Annotated in this window: 20 protein-coding genes, 2 tRNA genes and 1 rRNA gene; 14 read left to right on the forward strand and 9 right to left on the reverse strand. The window is 46.1% G+C overall.

Going from position 1 to position 20,847, the window contains the following annotated elements:
- Positions 1–139: 139 nt before the first annotated feature.
- From rrf to ACO9K6_RS18685, 12 genes are all read left to right on the forward strand, one after another.
- Positions 140–256: ribosomal RNA gene (gene rrf, locus ACO9K6_RS18630) — 5S ribosomal RNA — on the forward strand.
- 101 nt (positions 257–357) lie between these two features.
- Positions 358–1,563: a GNAT family N-acetyltransferase gene (locus tag ACO9K6_RS18635; protein WP_424769057.1), complete on the forward strand. Its 1,206-nt coding sequence runs from the start codon at positions 358–360 to the stop codon at positions 1,561–1,563.
- Between the two features lie 144 nt (positions 1,564–1,707).
- Positions 1,708–3,165 (forward strand): IMP dehydrogenase, encoded by a 1,458-nt coding sequence (guaB, locus tag ACO9K6_RS18640; RefSeq protein ID WP_424769058.1) that lies wholly within the window; start codon positions 1,708–1,710, stop codon positions 3,163–3,165.
- Positions 3,166–3,374: 209 nt separating this feature from the next.
- The gene (locus ACO9K6_RS18645) at positions 3,375–4,679 is read left to right on the forward strand and encodes a D-alanyl-D-alanine carboxypeptidase family protein (RefSeq protein WP_424769059.1); all 1,305 of its coding nucleotides are present in this window, start codon (positions 3,375–3,377) and stop codon (positions 4,677–4,679) included.
- A gap of 129 nt (positions 4,680–4,808) precedes the next feature.
- Positions 4,809–5,690, forward strand: a complete 882-nt coding sequence (gene pdxS / locus ACO9K6_RS18650) for a pyridoxal 5'-phosphate synthase lyase subunit PdxS (protein ID WP_424769060.1) — start codon at positions 4,809–4,811, stop codon at positions 5,688–5,690.
- 74 nt (positions 5,691–5,764) lie between these two features.
- The gene (pdxT, locus tag ACO9K6_RS18655) at positions 5,765–6,349 is read left to right on the forward strand and encodes a pyridoxal 5'-phosphate synthase glutaminase subunit PdxT (protein WP_424769061.1); all 585 of its coding nucleotides are present in this window, start codon (positions 5,765–5,767) and stop codon (positions 6,347–6,349) included.
- A 42-nt stretch (positions 6,350–6,391) separates the two neighbouring features.
- Complete coding sequence (serS, locus tag ACO9K6_RS18660; RefSeq protein WP_424769062.1) at positions 6,392–7,672, forward strand: serine--tRNA ligase; 1,281 nt, start codon at positions 6,392–6,394, stop codon at positions 7,670–7,672.
- An 87-nt stretch (positions 7,673–7,759) separates the two neighbouring features.
- A tRNA-Ser gene (locus ACO9K6_RS18665) sits at positions 7,760–7,848 on the forward strand.
- A gap of 126 nt (positions 7,849–7,974) precedes the next feature.
- Positions 7,975–8,322, forward strand: a complete 348-nt coding sequence (locus ACO9K6_RS18670) for a hypothetical protein (RefSeq protein ID WP_424769063.1) — start codon at positions 7,975–7,977, stop codon at positions 8,320–8,322.
- A 23-nt stretch (positions 8,323–8,345) separates the two neighbouring features.
- Positions 8,346–8,522, forward strand: coding sequence for a hypothetical protein (locus tag ACO9K6_RS18675; protein ID WP_424769064.1), 177 nt, complete (start codon positions 8,346–8,348; stop codon positions 8,520–8,522).
- A 35-nt stretch (positions 8,523–8,557) separates the two neighbouring features.
- The gene (locus ACO9K6_RS18680) at positions 8,558–8,707 is read left to right on the forward strand and encodes a small acid-soluble spore protein P (protein WP_424769065.1); all 150 of its coding nucleotides are present in this window, start codon (positions 8,558–8,560) and stop codon (positions 8,705–8,707) included.
- Positions 8,708–8,858: 151 nt separating this feature from the next.
- Positions 8,859–9,914: a hypothetical protein gene (locus ACO9K6_RS18685; protein ID WP_424769066.1), complete on the forward strand. Its 1,056-nt coding sequence runs from the start codon at positions 8,859–8,861 to the stop codon at positions 9,912–9,914.
- A gap of 102 nt (positions 9,915–10,016) precedes the next feature.
- On the opposite strand, the gene ACO9K6_RS18690 is transcribed toward ACO9K6_RS18685, so the two are convergent.
- The 3 genes from ACO9K6_RS18690 to ACO9K6_RS18700 all read right to left on the reverse strand — a co-directional run bounded on the left by ACO9K6_RS18690 (position 10,017) and on the right by ACO9K6_RS18700 (position 11,564).
- Complete coding sequence (locus ACO9K6_RS18690) at positions 10,017–10,346, reverse strand: hypothetical protein (protein WP_424769067.1); 330 nt, start codon at positions 10,344–10,346, stop codon at positions 10,017–10,019.
- Between the two features lie 225 nt (positions 10,347–10,571).
- Positions 10,572–11,207 (reverse strand): hypothetical protein, encoded by a 636-nt coding sequence (locus ACO9K6_RS18695; RefSeq protein ID WP_424769068.1) that lies wholly within the window; start codon positions 11,205–11,207, stop codon positions 10,572–10,574.
- Positions 11,208–11,489: 282 nt separating this feature from the next.
- Positions 11,490–11,564, reverse strand: a tRNA-Arg gene (locus tag ACO9K6_RS18700).
- A gap of 468 nt (positions 11,565–12,032) precedes the next feature.
- Between ACO9K6_RS18700 and ACO9K6_RS18705 the strand changes: the two genes are divergently transcribed.
- Positions 12,033–13,190 (forward strand): HD domain-containing phosphohydrolase, encoded by a 1,158-nt coding sequence (locus ACO9K6_RS18705; RefSeq protein ID WP_424769069.1) that lies wholly within the window; start codon positions 12,033–12,035, stop codon positions 13,188–13,190.
- A gap of 99 nt (positions 13,191–13,289) precedes the next feature.
- Here ACO9K6_RS18705 and cuyB read toward each other — a convergent pair whose 3' ends face one another.
- From cuyB to ACO9K6_RS18730, 5 genes are all read right to left on the reverse strand, one after another.
- On the reverse strand, positions 13,290–14,003 hold the full coding sequence (gene cuyB / locus ACO9K6_RS18710) for a cysteate racemase (RefSeq protein ID WP_424769070.1): 714 nt from the start codon (positions 14,001–14,003) through the stop codon (positions 13,290–13,292).
- A 40-nt stretch (positions 14,004–14,043) separates the two neighbouring features.
- Entirely contained in the window at positions 14,044–15,111 is a 1,068-nt protein-coding gene (locus ACO9K6_RS18715) for a C39 family peptidase (RefSeq protein ID WP_424769071.1), read from the reverse strand.
- A 35-nt stretch (positions 15,112–15,146) separates the two neighbouring features.
- Positions 15,147–16,994 (reverse strand): asparagine synthase (glutamine-hydrolyzing), encoded by a 1,848-nt coding sequence (asnB, locus tag ACO9K6_RS18720; RefSeq protein WP_424769072.1) that lies wholly within the window; start codon positions 16,992–16,994, stop codon positions 15,147–15,149.
- Positions 16,995–17,023: 29 nt separating this feature from the next.
- Positions 17,024–18,511: a UDP-N-acetylmuramoyl-L-alanyl-D-glutamate--2,6-diaminopimelate ligase gene (locus tag ACO9K6_RS18725; RefSeq protein ID WP_424769073.1), complete on the reverse strand. Its 1,488-nt coding sequence runs from the start codon at positions 18,509–18,511 to the stop codon at positions 17,024–17,026.
- Between the two features lie 61 nt (positions 18,512–18,572).
- Complete coding sequence (locus ACO9K6_RS18730; RefSeq protein WP_424769074.1) at positions 18,573–19,760, reverse strand: carboxylate--amine ligase; 1,188 nt, start codon at positions 19,758–19,760, stop codon at positions 18,573–18,575.
- A 292-nt stretch (positions 19,761–20,052) separates the two neighbouring features.
- Between ACO9K6_RS18730 and ACO9K6_RS18735 the strand changes: the two genes are divergently transcribed.
- Positions 20,053–20,280 carry a Spo0E family sporulation regulatory protein-aspartic acid phosphatase gene (locus ACO9K6_RS18735; RefSeq protein WP_424769075.1) on the forward strand — a complete coding sequence of 76 codons (228 nt, stop codon included), beginning with the start codon at positions 20,053–20,055 and terminating at the stop codon, positions 20,278–20,280.
- Between the two features lie 7 nt (positions 20,281–20,287).
- On the opposite strand, the gene tadA is transcribed toward ACO9K6_RS18735, so the two are convergent.
- A complete protein-coding gene (tadA, locus tag ACO9K6_RS18740) occupies positions 20,288–20,752 on the reverse strand; it encodes a tRNA adenosine(34) deaminase TadA (RefSeq protein WP_424769076.1) in 465 nt (154 codons plus the stop codon).
- Positions 20,753–20,847 lie beyond the last annotated feature (95 nt).

Genomic DNA, 20,847 nt, shown 5'->3' on the forward strand with positions numbered 1-20,847 from the left:
GTGTGGAGCTGACGAATACTAATCGGTCGAGGGCTTATCCTAAAAAAGTTTGCATGGACCCATACATCCGGCAGACAGCAGCAAAGGCTTTCAGCAGCCATTCTCTTTCGTATCCAGTTTTCAGCGTGCAAACGCTACGTTTGGTGGCGATGGCGGAGGGGAACCACGCGTTCCCATACCGAACACGACCGTTAAGCCCTCCAGCGCCAATGGTACTTGGACCGCAGGGTCCTGGGAGAGTAGGACGTCGCCAAGCACGAGAGACCTATCGCATGTTATGCGATAGGTTTTTTGTTGTTTACATCTCGATGTGAATCCATATATGATCTAATCAAATGATAGGAGGAGGCTTTAGGAATGAACAAAGGGAAAGATTATGCAAGCGTCGAGATCAGAAAGATAGCCAGTGATCATTTTGCAGATAGTATGGCTTTATCACAATTTGCCTTCCAATATATGCAGACTGGGGAGGAGCTCGAACGATCGAAGGAGCAGTATGAAGTTGAGCCTGCAAACCGATATGCTGCTTTTGTAAATGGTCAATTTGCGGCACAAGCTACGGTACTGGAGCTGGAGACTTTTATCGGTGATAAGCGTTTCGCCATGGGTGGAGTAGCCGGTGTGGCTACGTGGCCGGAACATCGGCGGCAAGGATTAGTCGCACAGCTTCTTATCCATTCTCTTAAGGAAATGAAGTTAAAAGGTCAGTCGGTATCTTTGTTACATCCCTTTTCCTTTAGCTTCTATCGTAAATTTGGTTGGGAAACGTATACCGAACATAAGGCTTACACAATAAAGTCAGAGCAGCTGCCGTCACGCAAGAGCTATCCCGGTCGTATACAAAGACAAGACGGATACTCCGGCTTGAACGATATGTATGAAGCTTATGCGTCGAGGTATAACGGTACTCTGGCGCGCACAGATCTATGGTGGACCTATCGCATAAACAGTAGAAAGCCGGGTCAGATAGCTGTCTATTATGATCCGAACGATCGGCCGCTTGGATATATCATTTATGAAGTCAAAAATATGAAGCTTCATATTCATGAGCTTATCGCTTTAAACGAGCAAGCAAGAGAAGCGTTATGGTCTTTCATTGCACAGCATGATTCTATGCTTGATGAAGTGACGCTTACGGCCCCATCTGATGATATGCTGCCATATCTTTTGCCAAACCCACGTATTAAGCAGGAGATCGTCCCTTACTTTATGGCACGTATTGTAGATGCTGAGGCGTTTGTGGAGCAATACGCTTTTCACGCTGATTCTGTGGAGGATCTGATCTATATTCAGTTAAGTGATGAACATGCTTCCTGGAATAGCGGTGAGTTTATGCTGCAAATAAATACATCGGGTAAGGCGAGATTAAGTCGAATCGCAGAGAAAGAACAGGCGGATGCAGCAATAAAAATGGATATAGGATCATTTACTTCCATGCTGCTTGGGTATGTCCGACCTCTTCAGTTATCACAATTAGATAAGATAAAAGGGGATAACGCCGCAATCAAACGCTTACATGCACGCATTCCCGAACGAACTACCTATTTACTTGACTTTTTCTAAAGAAATAGCGCTTATGTTATCTCCTAATTGCGGGATATAGGGGATTACGTTCAGCGATTCTTCAGCCTTGACAGCCTATACCCCCTCTGCTAATATTGCAATAATATACGTGAGAGGTACTGAAAATAAGGGAGGAACAAACTCGTGTGGGAAACAAAATTCGCCAAAGAAGGGCTAACGTTTGACGACGTCCTGCTTATTCCGCGCAAATCAGAAGTGCTGCCTAGAGAAGTTGACATCTCGATCCGATTAAGCGAGAGCATTAAGCTGAACATCCCGCTCATTAGTGCAGGCATGGACACCGTAACCGAATCCGCTTTGGCGATTGCAATAGCGCGTGAGGGTGGCATTGGCATCATACACAAGAACATGTCAATTGCACAGCAAGCGGAGGAAGTAGACCGCGTGAAGCGCTCGGAGAGCGGCGTCATTACAAATCCGTTCTCATTGACACCTGAACACCATGTTTATGATGCAGAAGAGCTAATGGGCAAATACCGCATCTCAGGCGTACCAATTGTTGATCAAGACAAGAAGCTGGTCGGTATTTTGACAAACCGTGACTTACGTTTCGTACACGATTATTCGATAAAGATCCATGAAGTCATGACTCGTGAAAGCCTCGTAACGGCACCTGTCGGCACGACGTTGCAGGAAGCGGAAGTATTGCTGCAAAAGCATAAGATTGAGAAGCTGCCTCTAGTCGACGAATCGAACACGCTAAAGGGTCTTATTACGATTAAAGATATTGAGAAGGCGATCCAGTTCCCAAATGCAGCTAAGGATCAGCATGGACGGCTGCTTTGCGGAGCTGCGGTAGGCATCTCTAAGGATACGATGGAACGGGCTGAAGCGCTCGTGCAATCCGGCATTGACGTGCTGGTCGTGGATTCGGCGCACGGTCACCATATTAATATTATTGAAGCGGTTCGTAAATTGCGCGCGGCTTATCCAGAGCTGACGATCATTGCAGGCAACGTTGCGACTGGCGATGCTACCCGTGATTTGATCGAGGCGGGTGCATCAGTGGTGAAGGTTGGTATCGGCCCGGGTTCCATTTGTACCACCCGTATTATCGCCGGTATTGGCGTACCGCAAATTACAGCGATCTATGATTGCGCTAGCGTTGCACGTGAATATAATATCCCGGTTATCGCTGACGGCGGTATCAAATATTCCGGTGATATTACGAAAGCAATCGCGTCTGGAGCAAGCGCCATTATGATCGGAAGTTTGTTCGCAGGTACGGCTGAGAGCCCTGGCGAGACAGAAATTTTCCAGGGGCGCAGCTTTAAGGTTTATCGCGGTATGGGCTCCCTAGGCGCGATGAAGGAAGGCAGCAAGGATCGTTACTTCCAGGAGAATGAGAACAAGCTTGTTCCGGAAGGAATCGAGGGCCGCGTTCCTTACAAAGGGCCTCTTGCCGATACGGTTCATCAATTACTGGGCGGCTTGCGTTCGGGCATGGGCTATTGCGGTACTTCTTCTCTTGAAGAGCTGAAGAATGATACGCAATTTGTTCGTATTACAGGCTCAGGTCTTCGTGAAAGCCATCCGCATGATGTGCAAATTACAAAGGAAGCGCCGAACTACTCTTTATAGTTTATACTCGCTTTGCGGAATACGGACCAGATAAGGATAAGTGATTTTTTCGCTAATCCTTGTCTGTTTTTTTATGCGCTTATCCTTATGCTCTTCTCGTAGGTTAGATGAAAGAATACTCATTCTTGTAGCCTCTTAAGAGGTTTAACTGTTACGGTTTGATATGTTACAATTAACAACGGACAATTCATGTGGGAAAAGGGGAGAAGATGTTGAAGGTAATGGTAAGACGACCGGTACGATTAATGACGGCAATCGCCGCAAGCTTGGCGATTTGGATGGTAGTACTGGCATTAGGCTCCACGACAGCGTTGGCGGTAGGTTACGATAATAGACCTAGTACGGAAAATCCGCTAGGCTTACAAGTTAAATCTGCTATTTTAATCGAGGAAGAATCGGGTCAGGTTTTGTTTGGTGTCAATGCGGATGAGCCTCTTCCGCCAGCCAGTATGACGAAGCTGATGACGGAATATATCGTGCTTAATGAAATCAAGAGTGGAAAATTAGCGTGGGATCAAATGATTTCTGTTAGTGCTGAAGCGGCCGATACGCTGCGAGAGGAATCCCAAATATTTTTGGCAGAAGGCGATCAGCACACGGTTAAGGACTTATATATAGCGATGGCAGTCGGATCGGCAAACGATGCAACAAGAGCGCTGGCGACTCACATTGCAGGCACCGAGCAAGCTTTTGTAGATAAAATGAATGAAACGGCAGATCAGCTTGGTTTGACAACAGCTGTTTTTGCAAGCGCAACAGGCTTTGAGGATACAACCGTTATCTCTGCTTCAGATTTGGCTAAGCTTGCTCGTCTCATTTTGACGGAGCATCCTGACTTTTTGGATTATTCCAAGATGCAGGATTACAAGTTCCGTGATCGAGATACGGATCCGATGGTTAACTTCAATTGGATGCTCTCATCCAATACGAATAAAACAGGTCTAAAGCATTTGGCTTATGAAGGTGTAGATGGGATGAAGACCGGATTTATTAACTCGGCCGGCTACAACTTCACTGGAACGGTGAAAAAGGGCGATCTGCGGTTCATAAGCGTTGTTATGGACACAGCTACGATGTCCGCACGCTTTGTTGAAACAGCGAAGCTATATGATTATGGTTATAACACGTTCGAGAAAAAGACAGTGCTTGCGCCGAAAACTGTGGTAGAATCGGTTCAAACGGTGAAGATTAAAAAGGGTAAGCAGAAAACTGTACCAGTCGTCACCGATGAAGATATTACATTCATGGTGAAAAAGGGCGCAGAGCCGAAGGTTGAGCCGGTCTCCAGTCAAGTGAAAACCGAGGATGAGCTGGTGGCGCCGCTTCCGGCAGGCACGGTTGTTGGAACCGTAACGTACCAATATACAGATGATGAAACAAAGCAAACGCTAGAGCAGACGGTAAATTTGGTCACGACGGAGGAAGCGGAGAAAGCAGGCTGGCTCCGCTTGATGTTCCGTGCGATTGGTGATTTTTTTGCCGGATTGTTTAACGGAATCGTCAATTTGTTCTAATCCGAGCTGAAAACAAGGAAATAAGCGAAAACAAGGGTTGTCGATTAAACGTCATTCCTGTAAAATCAATGGTTAGAACATACTTCGGTAATATACAATTTCAGGTATAACAATAGGAGGATTTATAGTATGGAAACAGGAACATCACGCGTAAAACGCGGCATGGCAGAAATGCAAAAGGGCGGCGTCATCATGGACGTTATGAACGCTGAGCAAGCGAAGATAGCAGAAGCGGCAGGGGCAACGGCAGTTATGGCGCTTGAGCGCGTACCTTCCGATATTCGTGCAGCTGGCGGAGTAGCTCGCATGGCGGATCCGACGATTGTGGAAGAAGTTATGAAGGTTGTATCGATCCCGGTTATGGCGAAGGCTCGTATCGGGCATTATGTAGAAGCGAAAGTGTTGGAATCGATGGGAGTTGACTACATCGATGAGAGCGAAGTGTTGACGCCTGCAGATGAGGTTTTCCACATTAGCAAGAACGAATTCACCATTCCTTTCGTTTGCGGAGCGAAGGATCTTGGCGAAGCCTTGCGCCGTATTCAAGAAGGCGCAGCTATGCTTCGTACGAAGGGTGAGCCTGGAACAGGCAATATCGTAGAAGCTGTTCGTCACCTTCGTTTGATTCACGGACAAATTCGCAAGGTTCAAGGCTTGTCGAAAGACGAACTGTATCATGAAGCTAAGCTTCTTGGCGTTCCTTACGATCTGTTGCTTAATGTGCATGAAACAGGCAAGCTTCCAGTCGTTAACTTCGCGGCAGGCGGCGTAGCAACGCCTTCTGATGCAGCGCTTATGATGCACCTTGGCGCAGATGGCGTATTCGTAGGCTCCGGTATTTTCAAATCGGACAGCCCAGAGAAGTTCGCTCGCGCAATCGTAGAAGCGACTACTCATTATCAAGACTACAAGCTTATTGCTGAAGTTTCGAAAAACTTGGGAACACCGATGAAAGGCATCGAGATTTCCAAGCTTGAAGCCGGACAGCGTATGCAAGACCGCGGTATCTAATAGAAGTGATATGCAGGTGCCGGCTAAGCGCGTGAAGTGCCGCCGGCTCTTGCCTGTAAAGGAAGGCGAATACAATGAAAATTGGCGTTCTTGCGCTTCAAGGCGCAGTAGCGGAGCATATACGCAGCTTAGAGGCGGCGGGCGCGGAAGCGGTCGCCGTTAAACGGGTGGAGCAGCTTGATGAGCTGCAAGGGCTGGTCATTCCTGGCGGCGAAAGCACGACGATCGGCAAGCTGATGCGGCAGTACGGATTTATGGATCCGATTCGCGACTTTTCTGCCCAAGGGAAACCGTTGTTTGGCACTTGTGCCGGTCTTATCGTGCTTGCTGACGAAATAGAAGGGCAAGAGGAAGCACATTTGCGTCTCATGGATATGACGGTTGCGCGCAATGCTTTCGGTCGTCAAAGGGAAAGCTTCGAGACGGATTTGCAGGTGAAGGGCATCGATGAGCCGGTTCGAGCTGTATTCATTCGAGCGCCGCTTATTAAGAAGGTTGGCTCTAATGTGGACGTGCTGTCTACTTATAAGGATGAAATTGTAACAGCAAGACAAGGCCACTTGCTCGCAGTGTCTTACCATCCGGAGCTGACGGACGATTACAGCTTGCATGCTTATTTTTTAAATATGGTGCAGGAAGCAGCGGCAAGCAGGGCTTAGCGGTAAACTATACTATTCCCTTCAGAGAGGGGCTTATGGAACGTGCTGGACGTTAAAATATTAAGAAATGAATTTGATAAGGTTGAGGAGGCAATGCGCAACCGCGGAGCTTCACTTGATCTTATTGCTGATTTCCCCGTATTAGATACGAAGCGCCGCGATCTCATCCAAGAGACGGAGACGTTGAAGAATCGCCGGAATACGGTGTCTCAGGAAGTGGCTAAGCTAAAAAAAACCGGTGGAGACGCGGATGCCCTCATCATCGAGATGAGAGAAGTCGGTGATCGAATTAAGGAGCTGGATGAGGAGCTGCGCGTGTTGGAGGCTCAGGTTGAAGAGCTGACTCAAGCGATTCCGAACATTCCTAATGAGAGTGTACCGATCGGAAAGTCCGAGGAGGATAACGTTGAGCTTCGCCGCAATGGCGAGGTGCCAAGCTTTGATTTTGAGCCTAAGCCCCACTGGGAAATTGCGCAAACGCTCGGTATTTTGGATTTTGAACGGGCTGCGAAGGTAACTGGCTCGCGCTTTACCTTTTATCGGGGTCTCGGAGCGCGTCTCGAGCGTGCGCTTATTAGCTTTATGATGGATCTGCACAGCGACAAGCATGGCTATGAGGAAGTGCTGCCGCCGTATCTCGTCAATCGCGACAGCCTGTTTGGAACGGGTCAGCTTCCAAAGTTCGAAGAGGATTTATTTAAGCTGTCCAATTCCGATTATTATCTCATTCCTACAGCTGAGGTTCCCGTAACGAACTTGCATCGCGAGGAGATTCTCACTGCGGAGGAGCTTCCGAAATATTATGTGGCCTACAGCTCTTGCTTCCGCTCTGAGGCCGGTTCTGCTGGTCGCGATACGCGGGGCTTGATTCGCCAGCATCAATTCAATAAAGTTGAGCTCATCAAGCTGACGAAGCCTGAGGACTCCTACGAAGAGCTTGAGAAAATGACTGCTAACGCGGAGAAGGTGCTTCAGCTACTCGGTCTTCCTTATCGCGTGCTGGCGCTTTGTACGGGCGATATGGGCTTCACAGCGGCTAAGACGTACGATCTTGAGGTATGGCTGCCAAGCGCCGATACATACCGTGAAATATCGTCCTGCTCCAACGTTGAAGACTTCCAAGCGCGCCGCGCAAGCATTCGTTTCCGCCGCGATACGAAGAGCAAGCCGGAATTCGTGCATACGTTGAACGGTTCAGGGCTTGCGGTGGGACGTACAGTCGCAGCGATTTTGGAAAACTATCAGCATCCGGATGGATCGGTATCGATTCCAGAGGTGCTGCGTCCATATATGGGCGGAGTTAGCGAGATCAAAGCCGATTAATTAAAAAATATTTTACCGCAAAGTCAAAATGCAGTTGATTCTGTATTTTGACTTGTGTTATAATATCCCTTGTGACAATTATATGATGGAGAGGTACCGAAGCGGTCATAACGGGGCGGTCTTGAAAACCGTTAGAGCGCAAGCTCACAAGGGTTCGAATCCCTTCCTCTCCGCCATCATTACCTTCAAATGACACAGTACAAAGCTCAAGCGCCCAGCGCTTGGGCTTTTTTTTTTGCAAGTACGATCGTATAAAAAGACCTTCTCCTCCGCATGTTAATCGGTATGGAGGTGCTTCTAAGATGGTTAAATCAGATGAGCTGCAAATTGATCAGGAGAGCTTAGCCGATGCATGGCGGCAGACGTTGCCAGACACAATGAATGAAGCCGATAGCTGTACGGTACTGCCTGACGGGGCAGATGCAAAGGCGCTGAGGGTAACAATTGAGGCGTCGGGGCATCAAGCGTATACCTTTGATTTTAAGGTTACCTATATCGATAGCCGGGAGGTCAAGGTCGAGCTGGTTGATGTTGAAAAAGATAGGGTAACGGTCGATGAGCGAACAGATATCATTCAGCAGCTTATTCACGATTATCAGAGACATTTGCATGAATGCGCGCAAGCGCTGCAGCAATTGACTCATGTGTAAATGTGCGAGAGGAGGGACGGCCTGTGACAAAAGCGAAGGGAACGGCTGATAAAAATCTGTCCAATGTCGTAGAAACGCTGGAGACAGAAGCGGTAAACAGCCATCAAGCGCAGCAGCTGCAGCAAGATAAAAATGATCGACGCCATCAGGATGCGCTGAACCACGATCAGCCAACTGATTTGGAGCATCAAAGAAGCTAATGCATTGATAACCACAGGTATAGGAGGATTAGTTGATGAGCAAGCAAGACAGCGTTCCCGTTCCAGAGAGCAATCCGGAGAAGGGCAGGCAAAATCGTGATGGCCGTGGACAGCAGAAGCCGTTATCCGGTTCTAAGAAGACGAAGCAGCGTAATCACGTTAGTCACCATAACCCTGAAGGGTAAGGAATAAATCAAACTAAAGTCCCAAAATATATAGATCAAGAATCCCGTTTTCGTTATTTTGAAACGGGATTTTTTGGTTGTTACTTATAAATGGTGGTTTTTTAGTATAGAATGGAGGTGCTCATATAAAAAGAGGGGAGGAACATACAGCATGAAAATGGTTCAAAAAATAGCGGTGCTTCTGTTGACCGTTATTATGGTCGTGATTGCAGGATGCAGCGCGAACACATCACCAAAGAAAGATTTGCAGTCGGCTATGACGAAGATTAGCGAGGCTGACTCCTACAAAGTGAAAATGACGTTTGGATTAAATGAATTGGAGCTGCCACAGGATCTAACGCAGGATACAGACGCAGCTGCAACTGCAGCGATCATCAGCATGATTAAGGATGCGTCGATTACCGTTGATGCGGTTTATCAGAAGGACCCGATGCGCACCGATATGAGTATGGAAATTGTCATCCCAGGCGATATGCAAATGACGCTGACCGTTCCCATGATAATGACAGCTGAGACGCTATATGTGAAAATACCACAGATTCCAATGCTGCCATTGCCTGAGACATTGACAGGCAAGTATATTATGATCGATCTTAATGAGCTGGCTGAACAGCAAGGGGCACCTGCCATGGATTTGGCAGCGCAGCAGAAGCTAGGTCAGGACATTGGGGCAGTCGTTATGAAGCATTTTGACGAGGAGACGTATTTCAGCCAGCTGAAGGCTGAAGATGCAGCTCTGCCTGAAGGCATGGAAGCTGATAAGGTTATCGCAGTTGAAATTAATGAAAGCAACTATGCGGAGACGGTTGATCTTGTCGTGAATACCGTTTTGCCTGAGCTAATTGATGTCATGCTTTCGAATGAAGAGGCACTAAGCGCGCTTCAACTGGAGAAAGCAGATCTCGAGAAGGCAAAAACCGACCTTGCGTCGAACAAAGCTGAAATCCTCGATACGCTGAAAAATGATGTTAAAGTGAATACGCTGAAGGTGAGTAGCGCAATTCAGGATGACAATCTTGTTTATCAAGATGGTCAAGTGAATATAGAGGCTACGGAAAAGGAAAGCGGTCAAACGATGAAGCTTGGTCTCCGTTTCGATGTGAGCTACTCGGATATCAATAAAGAAGCTGTATTCGAAGAAATTCCAACAGATGTTATTACGCTCAATGAGCTGACACAAATGTTCGGAATGCCCGCTGGCATGTAGCACTTATCATTTATAGGATGATCATAAAAACAGCATTCCCCATGAGCAAGGGAATGCTGTTTTTACTTATAATTATCGTACTTTGCCTAGGCCTTCCTTCTTTTAGAAGCTGCCTGGAGCAGGCGGGTATGGCGTCTGTTCGTGCCTGGGTTTCTTATAAACCGCAAGGAACAGCACAACTGCGGTAACAATGTGCATAATCATACCGAGGATTGGAATCCATGCTAATACCGATGTTACAATACCTAGAATACTGCCGGCGATTGGTTTTTTGTTCTGCGAACAAAATACTAGCGTTACGATGTGAAGAACGAGTGTGATGAACAACACCGTATAGCCTGATAGTAGGACGATGGAGCCGCCTATAATCGGAATCCCCAAAATTGCTTCAACAATTGCGGATACTAATAGTAAAGTTCCTGCTGTTTTCATGTTATTCCTCCCTTATGCTCTACTTCCTACAATAACTCGAACTTCTATCCAATGTCTACCTTTTAATATCCCTGTCCTAGACGGACTGCTGTGTAGGCTCCTCCTCCGGCTTCCCCGCTACTGAAAATGCGTCCCCGATCCACTTCTAAACTTCTAACTCCTGCCGGACCGAGGGGCGACAGAGTCGACCCGAAGCGTGAATATGGTGTTAGGCGAAGTCGTATTTTAGCCAGTTCTTTGGCTAATATAAAAATCAATCGTTTCTCTAGAAAACTTAATGTACTCTTGAAAAGCCTCTTTTACTTTCTTTATGCCAATTAATGATCTTTCATATTCTGAATTAAATTCTTCTGTTCTTAGGAATGACTTATACATTATGTAATCACCGATTTGAGTTCCAAATAGAAAGTAATCTTTATTACCTTCAATTATGGTCTGATCTTGAAGACTTTCTAAAGCCTCTGCTAACTCATTATGTCTATTATCATTAGGTTTTGGGAAATGAAATGAACGGTCTCTTACATCTCGCATTCTCTGAAGAATATCCTCATCCTCATTGCCTAAAAAGAATTTCATAATTGTTTCATAATCTTGTTTTATATGAGAAGGTAGCATATTTATAAATTCTTTTATTTCTTTTTCCTCTCGAGTTTTATATAAATACCATATCGCTTCTCTTAAAGTAGAACACATATACCTAAATTGAGGTGACATATCATCCACAATGAATTGTATCTGCTTTCTTCTCAATAAACTTAGAGCTTGGTCTTCAATATATTTCAATTGATTATGAATTATAGATAATCCAACTATCCATCTAGAAAGCATATCTTCAGAAGGAAATAGATCTTTTATTCTCATTTATTGTCTCCTTTCTTAATACGATTTCGCCTAACACATAAATTTGCGAAATTCTAAAATGAAACTGGATAAATTTCCAATCCCTTCAAATTGACTATATCATGCCATTTTACCTATGCATAGATGAATAACTTGTTACAAGGCACAACTATTCTGACGTTCTTGCATTCTGTTGTCCTACAGGGCAACTGAGGATAACTTTTCCAACAAGTGGCTCCCGCAAACATACCCACGAAATAAAAAAGAACCGTGCAACTACACGGTTCAGAAATGTTTGGAAAATGGCGGCCCCGGCCAGAATCGAACTGACATCTACCCTTTAGGAGAGGGTTGCTCTATCCGTTGAGCTACGGAGCCGCGAAAGTGAAGATTATAACAAAAGTTGACTCAGACATGCAGAGTTGCGTTCACCTTCTCCAACCCACAGAGCGGTTCCAACTTAATTCTTGTTGTCCTGTTGTTGTCCTAATGACAGCCGAAGGACAACATTGTCAACAAGCGCCTCGCACGAGCATACACTCAAAATTACAAAGAATCGCTTAACAGGAAGGCTTCTCAATGCTTTAGTGAAGCGTACCGCGACAGAAATCGAAGGCGTGATCTGCAGTTTAGGAAACGTTTGCTCTATCCGGATGAGCTACGGACGCGCGAGCAGAAATAATTATAGCATGGACACTTTTCCTAACGCAACTATAGGAGACGATTGGGCTGCTATTAGCAGGTGTGTGTCGAATAATGTCGTGTTCATTAGTCGAATGAGCAGGATTTACAGTAATTGAAAGCGAATTGTATAAGAATGCTTAAACCGCTGGAGGAGTGACCTGGATGCTTAAAGACTTCAATGAACCTCGCTCTTTTAAATTAGACTTATCTTCCGAACAGATGCTCAAGGTGATATTCGAATATACGGCTAAAATAGGAAATGAAAAAAAGCTGGAGGCTGTTCTTATTTTAATGGCGGATATGGGCAGGGAAATGATTGTTGCCGACCGCTGTACAGTGTGGCTGATTGATGCGGTACGCAATGAATTGTTTACGGTCGTTGCTCACGGTACTGGAGAAATTCGAATCCCTTACGGAAGCGGGTTAGTTGGCGCAGCGATTAGCACAGGGCAGCCTTTCAATATTGATGACGCTTATCAGGATCCGCGTCATAACCTGGAGAGTGACGTGCAAACAGGCTATTTGACGAAGTCGATTATTACGATTCCTTTTCGAAATAATGAAGGTGAGGTTATTGGAGCCTATCAAGCTGTTAATAAGCTGACGGAGGCGCAGACCTTTTCTACAAAAGACATGGAATATTTAGAGCTGGCGGCTTCTTATTCCGGCAAATCACTCGAATCCGTATTGCTGCATGAAGAAATTTTGGAAACGCAGCGTGAGGTTATTTTTGCAATGGGAGAGATGGGCGAGAGCCGCTCAAAGGAAACTGGCAATCATGTAAGACGGGTTGCAGAATATTCCTGCATCCTGGCATTAGGCTTAGGGATGAGCGAAGCTGAAGCAGAAATGCTGCGCAGTGCTTCACCTATGCATGATATTGGCAAGGTCGCTATACCAGATGCCATTCTGCAGAAGCCAGGCAAGCTGACAGCGGAAGAATTCGAGCTGATGAAGAGTCATGCTGAAACCGGCTACCGTCTGCTTAAAAATTCAAAGCGGCCGCTTATGAAAGCTGCAGCTATCGTTGCACTGCAGCATCATGAGAAGTGGGATGGATCAGGTTATCCGCAAGGTCTTAAAGGCGAAGATATTCATATATATGGTCGAATTACGGCTATTGCAGACGTTTTCGACGCTTTAGGCAGTGCGAGGATTTACAAAGCAGCCTGGGAGCTGGAGAACATCTTATCCCTCATTAGAGAGGAGCAGGGCAAGCATTTTGACCCGCTTGTCGTAGATGTGTTCTTCGAACAGCTTCCGCTCTTGCTTGAGGTGAGAGACCGTGAAGCTGACGTTATAAATGGAGCATCAATCTAAATAAAAAAATAGTGGAGCGGGACGATTCCCTGCTCCACTATTTTTTTTATTCATCTAGTCCCGCCAGTATGCAGCAAACGCTCGGTTATGAACCTTATCCTACTGCGAAATAGACTGCTTGCCTGATAGCGTAATGGACCGCTCTACGAGCACATCCATCGCATCCACACAATATTTTGCAACCTCATCCCGAATGGGAATACAGGATAGCTCGGTGCATGCGAGAATAACACATTGGCAGTTTTCATTCACCAGCAGGTCGTTAATGATGCCTTCAAACTCGGAGGGCTCAACAGGCAAATTGCGCTTTACCTTGTTGTATATAATGTCCATCACATGCGCTTGCACCGCTTCATTTGGTTCATGAAGCTGCATATTGAATCGTTCACAGCCATGGCGGTAAACGCCGCTGCTAATGGTCCCATTCGTAGCAAGAATACCGATCTTGCAATGCTCTCCGTAGCTGCGGTATATTTCCTGGAGTGTCTCATCCACCATATTAATAATCGGGATGCTCGTCATCCGCTGCATTTCTTTGTAGAAATAGTGAGAGGTGTTGCAAGGAATTGCGATATGGGCAACATTAGCCGCTTCAAGCAGCTTCAGATCCTTGGCCACTGCCTCGAGGAACAGCTCTCCTTGCTTGCTTAAGATGACGCCTGTCCGGTCCGGCAGGGTCGCATGATTCAGGATGACCATATTGATATGGTCCTGATCGCGCTCTGCTGCAGTTTGCTCAATCACCTTGTCGAAAAATACGGATGTCGCCTTTGGTCCCATGCCACCTATGACGCCTAAGCTTTTATGTTCCATAATTCAACCTACTTTTGATGAAGTGTTTAAAACATCGCATTTAGCTACCGACAATCATAGCATGACTTCCCATTTCCTCATAGCTGTTAAAAAATGTATCCGCATCGTAGGTAACCTGACCCTCTAAAGGGTTCATGACATGTACTTTGTTGTCTTCATAACCATTTATGACCGCGACATGTAAATTGACCGGGGCAATGTGGTATTCACCCGTGTCATTATAGTTCCAGCCGTAATTCATCTTCGGTGGTGTCAGATCGAGCGTTATCCACATGACGACGGGGATGCCTGCGTTCAGCTGATCCATAATTTGCTCTCGCGTGCTTCCGCTAATATCCGCTGTACTGTTGCTGCGTCCAACGGCATCGAAATAGAGGTTGGCTGCATCAACAATGGGAGGCGCAAAGCTGAAAAATCCCCCCTTTAGATCTCTTGGCTCGCCAGCGTAATATTGATAGGGATCGGGTCCATATAATTTTCCGTCCTTGGAGGAGAAGGCTCTCTTCGGCAAATACGTATCCGACATTTGTGTTTTTGTCGCTTCGTAGCCGTAGTAGTTGAGCACGGCCGTTAAGGAGGTGATTTCACAGCCATTAGGGAGCTCAGGCTTCTGCATAACCGTAGGGACATCGATGTAGACCTTTTTAATGACGATGCGGCCATCTTCTGTCCGGACCGTTTTTTTCACATGCTCAGGCATCTGGTTATTCATGGTGAACTCTTGGTTTGGGGCATTTATGTCCACATGGATATCCTCATCCACCAGTTGGTAGGGCATCATGATTTCCTGCTGCCTAATTAAATAGCTTGTCCCGTAATCCAGCAGGCCTGATCTTGCTTTGCCCGCTGCATCCGTAGTTAATGTCTCAACGATAACGGAGGTGTCTGAATTTGTTATCGTGTATATCGTACCTGGAATTGGCAGCAGGGTTTCAGCATCGGTATTTATCACAGTAATACTACCTTGCTCGATCTTTGGGGCAGCAGTGGGACTTGGTGTCTCAATAATCGTATTGTTAAATGTTTCTTCGGCGATATTTTTATTAAAAAAAGTAAAAACAGCAAAGACCACACCTATTAAAAAGACTATCATTACGATTTTTTTCATGTTGGAGTTCCTTTTCTGTACAGCAATAATCGTGACTACTGTTCTTCGAAAAACCGCTTATACCATACGAGGAAGACATACACAGTCCAAATGTATCTAGCATGATTTTGCTTACCTGAATAATGGATATCCAAATACTTCATAAGTTCATCCGTGTGGAAAAATTGCTTCGACGCGTTCGACTGGAACATGTCCTTCACGAGCTTATAATACTTCTCTTCCCGCAGCCAATGTCGTATAGGGACAGGGAAGCCAACCTTTGGCCTATTCGCCCATTCCTCGGGCAATACCTCTTTTGCAGCCGTGCGCAATGCGTATTTTGTATTGCTCGGATGCACACGTAGGCCTGTTGGCAGCTTGGAGGCCAAATCCATAACCATTTTATCGAGGAATGGCACCCGCAGCTCAATTGAATGTGCGAGGCTCATTTTGTCCGCTTTAAGAAGAATATCGCCTGGGAGCCATAGCTTCAGATCGACGTATTGCATCTTGGTAACGTCATCCTTGCCTCTCACCTGTTCGTATACGCCTGCAGTGATGCTTTGTACGGAAGGGCCAGCCTGGTAGTCATCCTTCAGTACCGCTAACGCATCCGCTTCGTCAAACACTTTGGCCTGACCGATGAAGCGTTCCTCTACGCGCTGTCCGCCCTTCACGACGAAGGAGGAGAAGCGGTTTTTAGGAAGGTTGCCGCTTAGCAACGATAAGGAGCGCCGCACGACAAAAGGAATCTTCTTGTACTTTTTCATCGCAGGCGTCGTATCATACCAATCGTAGCCGCCGAAGATTTCATCTGCGCCTTCTCCCGACAGTACGACCGTCACATGCTTGCTTGCAAGCTCTGCGAGGAAATATAAAGGCACGGAAGACGGATTAGACTGAGGCTCGTCCATATGATATTGAATCGTTGGCAGAAGCTCGAAGCACTCGTCTGCGCTGATCAGCTTTTTGTGATTTTCAATTTGCAAAATATCAGATAAGTCCTTGGCGAGATCTGTTTCGTTAAAATTACCCTCATAATCCTTAAAGCCAACGGAAAACGTCTTGTTCGGCTTCAGCAAAGCCGTGATGTAGCTGGAATCAATTCCGCCGGATAAGAAAGAGCCGACCTTCACGTCGCTAATCTGGTGATAGTCCACCGATTCCTTAACCGTGTTCTTAATTTGTTCAACATAATGGGCCAGACTATTCTCTTCCTCGTTAAAGCTCGCATCCCAGTAAGGATTGATCTCGAGCTTGCCCTTCTGGTAGAGCATGTAGTGGCCTGGCTTCAGCTTATATACGCCCTTGAAGAACGTCTCGTCGAGCACGGAATATTGAAAGGTCAGATAAGGCTTGAGCGCATCCTTGTTCAGCTCTTTGCGAAAAGCGGGTTGCTTCAGAAACGACTTAATCTCTGAGCCGAACAGGAAGGATCCGTCGATCGTGTTTTGCGTATAATAAAGAGGCTTAATGCCAAAAAAGTCTCTTGCAAGAAACATTGTTTCCTTATTCGCATCCCAAATCGCAAAAGCAAACATACCCCTAAGCTTATGAAGCACCGATACGCCGTACTCTTCATATCCATGAATAATTACTTCGCTATCGGTATGACTTACGAAGGTGTGGCCCTTCGCAATCAAGTCCTCCCGAAGCTCTTGGTAATTATAAATTTCGCCATTAAAAATTAGAACACAGCTTTGGTCCTCATTGTACATGGGCTGACTCGCTACTTCAGACATATCTATAATTTTCAGACGTCTAAATCCGAATGTTACCTGCTCATCAGAGTATATGCCGCCGCTATCGGGACCTCTATGAATGATCGTATCCATCATCGCTTGAATAACGGATTCGTGATCCATCTCGATTCGACTGTCTGCAAATCCTACAAAACCGCACATAGTATAATACCTTTCATTTGCTGTATTGTTTAACGAGCTGTCAGTTTCTTATCACGTTTGTCCATTAGTTCTCTAACGATTTCTGCTTCATTAAAAGGAATTTCTGTCTTGCCAACCACTTGTGACGTTTCATGTCCTTTGCCGGCAATCAGAATAACATCGTCTTTCCTGCTGATATCAATGGCGAAGGCAATCGCATCTCTGCGATCGATGACCGCTTCATATGCGCCGTTATACGCCTCCATGCCTTCAACGATTTCTCTTATGATCAGGTTATTATCCTGCTCCTTCGGATTGTCGGATGTGACGACGGAGAAATCGGCTAACGTTGCTGCAACCTTGGCCATGCCTCTACGCTTAGCTGTACCGGTATCATCTTCTGACGCATATACGCCAAATACGAGAATAATTCTACCCTTTGCGAAGGGTCTAATCGTGCTCAGCGCCTTCGCGAGACTGTCCTCCGTATGCGCGAAATCGACGATGATTTTGTTGTCCTCGTCCTGATAGACGACCTCAAGGCGTCCTTTGATGCCTTTTACAGCCGCAATGCCGTCAGCAATCTGCTGGAGGGTGAATTGGTTGCAGTAAGCTGTAGCAATCGCCGCCAGGCTGTTATATACATAGATGGCGCCAGGCAGGTTTACCTTGATTTCTACGCTTCCCTTAGGTGTATGAACGGTATAAAAAGTATGATCGGCAAAATAGTGAATGTCTGACGCGTAAATATCCGCATCCTGCTCAATGGCGTAGGTAACCAGCTTCACTCTACGGCCCTTTAGCCGATCAATCAGTACTCGACCGTACTCATCATCCGCATTAATGATGTTGTAATCGGTTGTCAGCTCGAACAGCATAGCCTTAGCTTCGAAATACTCCTCCATTGTACGATGGAGCTCCAAATGATCGGGCGTCAGGTTTGTATAAACCCCCGTATTAAAGCTGGAATGAGCTACGCGATTCAGGTTAAGCGCATGCGAGGATACCTCCATCATACAGTGCTTCGTGTGCGATTCGATCATATCCGCGAATATTTGCTGCAGATTAAGCGATTCGGGCGTCGTGTTTTTATTTTGAATAACCTTCTCACCAATTACCGTACCGATCGTGCCGATAATGCCGATGGACGTGTTCGTTTGCTCGAAGATCGATTTGATAAAATAAGTCGTAGAGGTTTTCCCGTTCGTACCTGTAATGCCGATCAAATTCATCTGCTCCGTTGGCCGGTGGTAGAAGTTGGACGCGACACGCGCGAGCGCTTTCCGCGTATCCGCAACCCTCAGCACCGTTATCTCGGGACTTACAGTAACATCTTTCTCAACGATGATCGTCTTTGCGCCAAGCGCAACCGCCTTATCAATAAATTGATGACCATCCGCCGAAAAGCCGGAAATTGCCACAAATAAGCCGTTTTCCTCGACTATTCTCGAATCATAAGCTATAGCTTGCACTTCTCTATGTAGCTCGCCTTGCACGAGCTTGTAAGACAGATCCTTGATGACGTCGGTTAATAACACATGATCAGCTCCCTTCTAGAGACCGATAGAGGTATGGCAATGGCAATGGCAATGGCAATGGCTATCTTCTTAGCAGCTTCTTTGTTATTTTTCGCCCAATAATAGACGCGTAGGAGATGGCAGGCTTCGGATCCTTCCAATCCCAGATCGCATACGCCTTCGGCTTGAATAGGGAGACAAATACCTGCCCTGCGGTAAGCTGTCCGCTTTTGATATAATCGCGAATCGCAAGCATATCCTCGTACCCGTACCAGAATACGCGTTTTGTATCCTCTTTGACGGCCTTAGGCTGCACAAGGTTGCCGGTAGTCAGCTCCTGATAGGTAATCCAAGGCATGTTCACGCCCACCTTGTACAGCAGGTTGTTCAGGTTCGTGATTCGGCAGTTAACCTCGATTAAATAATACGTTCCCGTTTCCGCGTCCTTCTTAAATTCAATTTCCGCAAAGCCCTTCCATTTCATCTTCTCGAGGAATGGAGCGCCGATATCGAACAGCTCCGGCACATACCTTTGCCCCGTATAGACCGATGCGCCGAAGTTAATCGGATATTGACGGAATTTCTGGCAGGTCACCCAATGCGTCACCTTGGAGTCTTGGTTCAAATAAGCGTCGAAGGTATACATGTGATCGTCAAATCCTGGAATGATTCGCTGTACAATGACTTCCAGCTTCGCCTCACGCGCTTTGGCGAGCGCTTGCTCGAGCTCCGCACGGTTATTTACCTTGAACAGCTTCCTTCTGAACTTCGCGACGAAGGAAGGGGAGTCGGTTGGCTTCACGACGCATGGATATTTAATGATCGAATCGATCTTCTCGAAGAACTGATCTTCATCCACTCTCACCGTTTCGGGAACGGCGACGCCGTTTTCTGAAGCAAGACGGTGTAATACTTCTTTATTCATCATATTGGAATATATGCCCTGCTCATCTTGCGGAATGAGATAATACTCCCGCAGCTCGGTCAAATGCTCGTCAATTACCTCTAAGTAGGAGTCGTGACAAGGAATGAGAACCGGAGGGGAGCTTTGCCGCTGGGCATAATCCTTCAGAAACTGGATGAAGGCTACTTTGTCTTCTTTATAATGAGGAGCGATAAGTCGCTCTGATGTATATTTGGAATCCGCGCCATAGGTTTCTTTGTTTGAATAGTCTACAGCAACGGTATGTACGCCGTTTATGCCCAGACAGCGAATAGTACTTAATCCTATGTAATAATTGCATCCTAAAATTACAGCTTTATTATTCACAAAAGCACATCCAGTCTCAAAATGTAAGTTCTTTTCGCTATAAATTCAAGCAAGGTATGAAATAATTTTACTTCATACCTACCTATAATACAAATGGATTTATCCTCATAAAGAAATACGTTGCGGTATATAATTACCAGAAATTGATTGATTTTTATAGGCTAAGGGTCCTACTAAATGGAATAATTAACATCGATTTGTCGAATAATGCCCGAAAATTGTCTACGTTCATCGACACGTTTTTACAAACTCCTTACTGCGCAAGGAGTATAATGGGAGTATTACCATACGAGTGCTAGATAAGGAGCGTGCCCCGAAGCGAGCTATGGACAAAAATCACTTGCTTAAACAATTGCAGTCGCTACGGCTAAAGCTTCATGAAATAGCCGAAGCACGCGGCAGTTTGACAGATCCGGATGTTCTGGCGATTAGCGAAGAGGCCGATCAACTCATTGTTGCGTTACAGTATATTCAGCGAAATGAGCTAACACATATTTCAATACGTCGTGACCATTTGTAGAGATGCCTTACCGCTCTCGCAGGCGACGGAAAAACTGCGTTAACAACGATGCACATTCAGGTTGTAGAATTCCACTGGTAAGCTCCGTTTCGTGATTGAAACGGGGCTCTTGCAGTAAGTTCATAAGCGTTCCGGCACAGCCGGCCTTAGGATCCGTCGTTCCGTACACGACACGCTTGACTCGCGATTGCACAATGGCTCCTGCACACATCGGACAAGGCTCCAGCGTGACGTATAGCGTACAATCTAGTAATCTCCATGCGCCAATGCGATCGCAGGCGTCTCGAATGGCTACCATTTCGGCATGCGCTGTAGGGTCAAGCTGCGTCTCCCGCAAATTGTAGCCTCTTCCGATAATCTCATTGTTTCTTACGATAACCGCACCAATGGGAACCTCCCCAATTTGCTCGGCTTTTTTGGCTTCAGCGATAGCTTCCATCATCCATTGATGATCAGTCTGTTCTCTTATCATTTGCATTGCCCCTTTATGTTGAGCGTTATACAACGAACAAATATTCCGTTGTTAACATGTTGTAGATAATATTGTGGATAACTTTATTCGTACAC

It is taken from the genome of Paenibacillus praedii (assembly GCF_049725345.1).
GTDB lineage: Bacteria > Bacillota > Bacilli > Paenibacillales > Paenibacillaceae > Pristimantibacillus.

Bases quoted from the DNA above. Each gene is read 5' to 3' on its own strand.
- ACO9K6_RS18715 (WP_424769071.1), bottom strand. From the start codon at position 15,111: ATGAAAAAAATCGTAATGATAGTCTTTTTAATAGGTGTGGTCTTTGCT.
- pdxS (WP_424769060.1), top strand. From the start codon at position 4,809: ATGGAAACAGGAACATCACGCGTAAAACGCGGCATGGCAGAAATGCAA.
- pdxT (WP_424769061.1), top strand. From the start codon at position 5,765: ATGAAAATTGGCGTTCTTGCGCTTCAAGGCGCAGTAGCGGAGCATATA.
- ACO9K6_RS18690 (WP_424769067.1), bottom strand. From the start codon at position 10,346: ATGAAAACAGCAGGAACTTTACTATTAGTATCCGCAATTGTTGAAGCA.
- ACO9K6_RS18695 (WP_424769068.1), bottom strand. From the start codon at position 11,207: ATGAGAATAAAAGATCTATTTCCTTCTGAAGATATGCTTTCTAGATGG.
- ACO9K6_RS18635 (WP_424769057.1), top strand. From the start codon at position 358: ATGAACAAAGGGAAAGATTATGCAAGCGTCGAGATCAGAAAGATAGCC.
- asnB (WP_424769072.1), bottom strand. From the start codon at position 16,994: ATGTGCGGTTTTGTAGGATTTGCAGACAGTCGAATCGAGATGGATCAC.
- ACO9K6_RS18685 (WP_424769066.1), top strand. From the start codon at position 8,859: ATGAAAATGGTTCAAAAAATAGCGGTGCTTCTGTTGACCGTTATTATG.
- ACO9K6_RS18680 (WP_424769065.1), top strand. From the start codon at position 8,558: ATGAGCAAGCAAGACAGCGTTCCCGTTCCAGAGAGCAATCCGGAGAAG.
- cuyB (WP_424769070.1), bottom strand. From the start codon at position 14,003: ATGGAACATAAAAGCTTAGGCGTCATAGGTGGCATGGGACCAAAGGCG.
- ACO9K6_RS18670 (WP_424769063.1), top strand. From the start codon at position 7,975: ATGGTTAAATCAGATGAGCTGCAAATTGATCAGGAGAGCTTAGCCGAT.
- tadA (WP_424769076.1), bottom strand. From the start codon at position 20,752: ATGATAAGAGAACAGACTGATCATCAATGGATGATGGAAGCTATCGCT.
- ACO9K6_RS18705 (WP_424769069.1), top strand. From the start codon at position 12,033: ATGCTTAAAGACTTCAATGAACCTCGCTCTTTTAAATTAGACTTATCT.
- ACO9K6_RS18645 (WP_424769059.1), top strand. From the start codon at position 3,375: ATGTTGAAGGTAATGGTAAGACGACCGGTACGATTAATGACGGCAATC.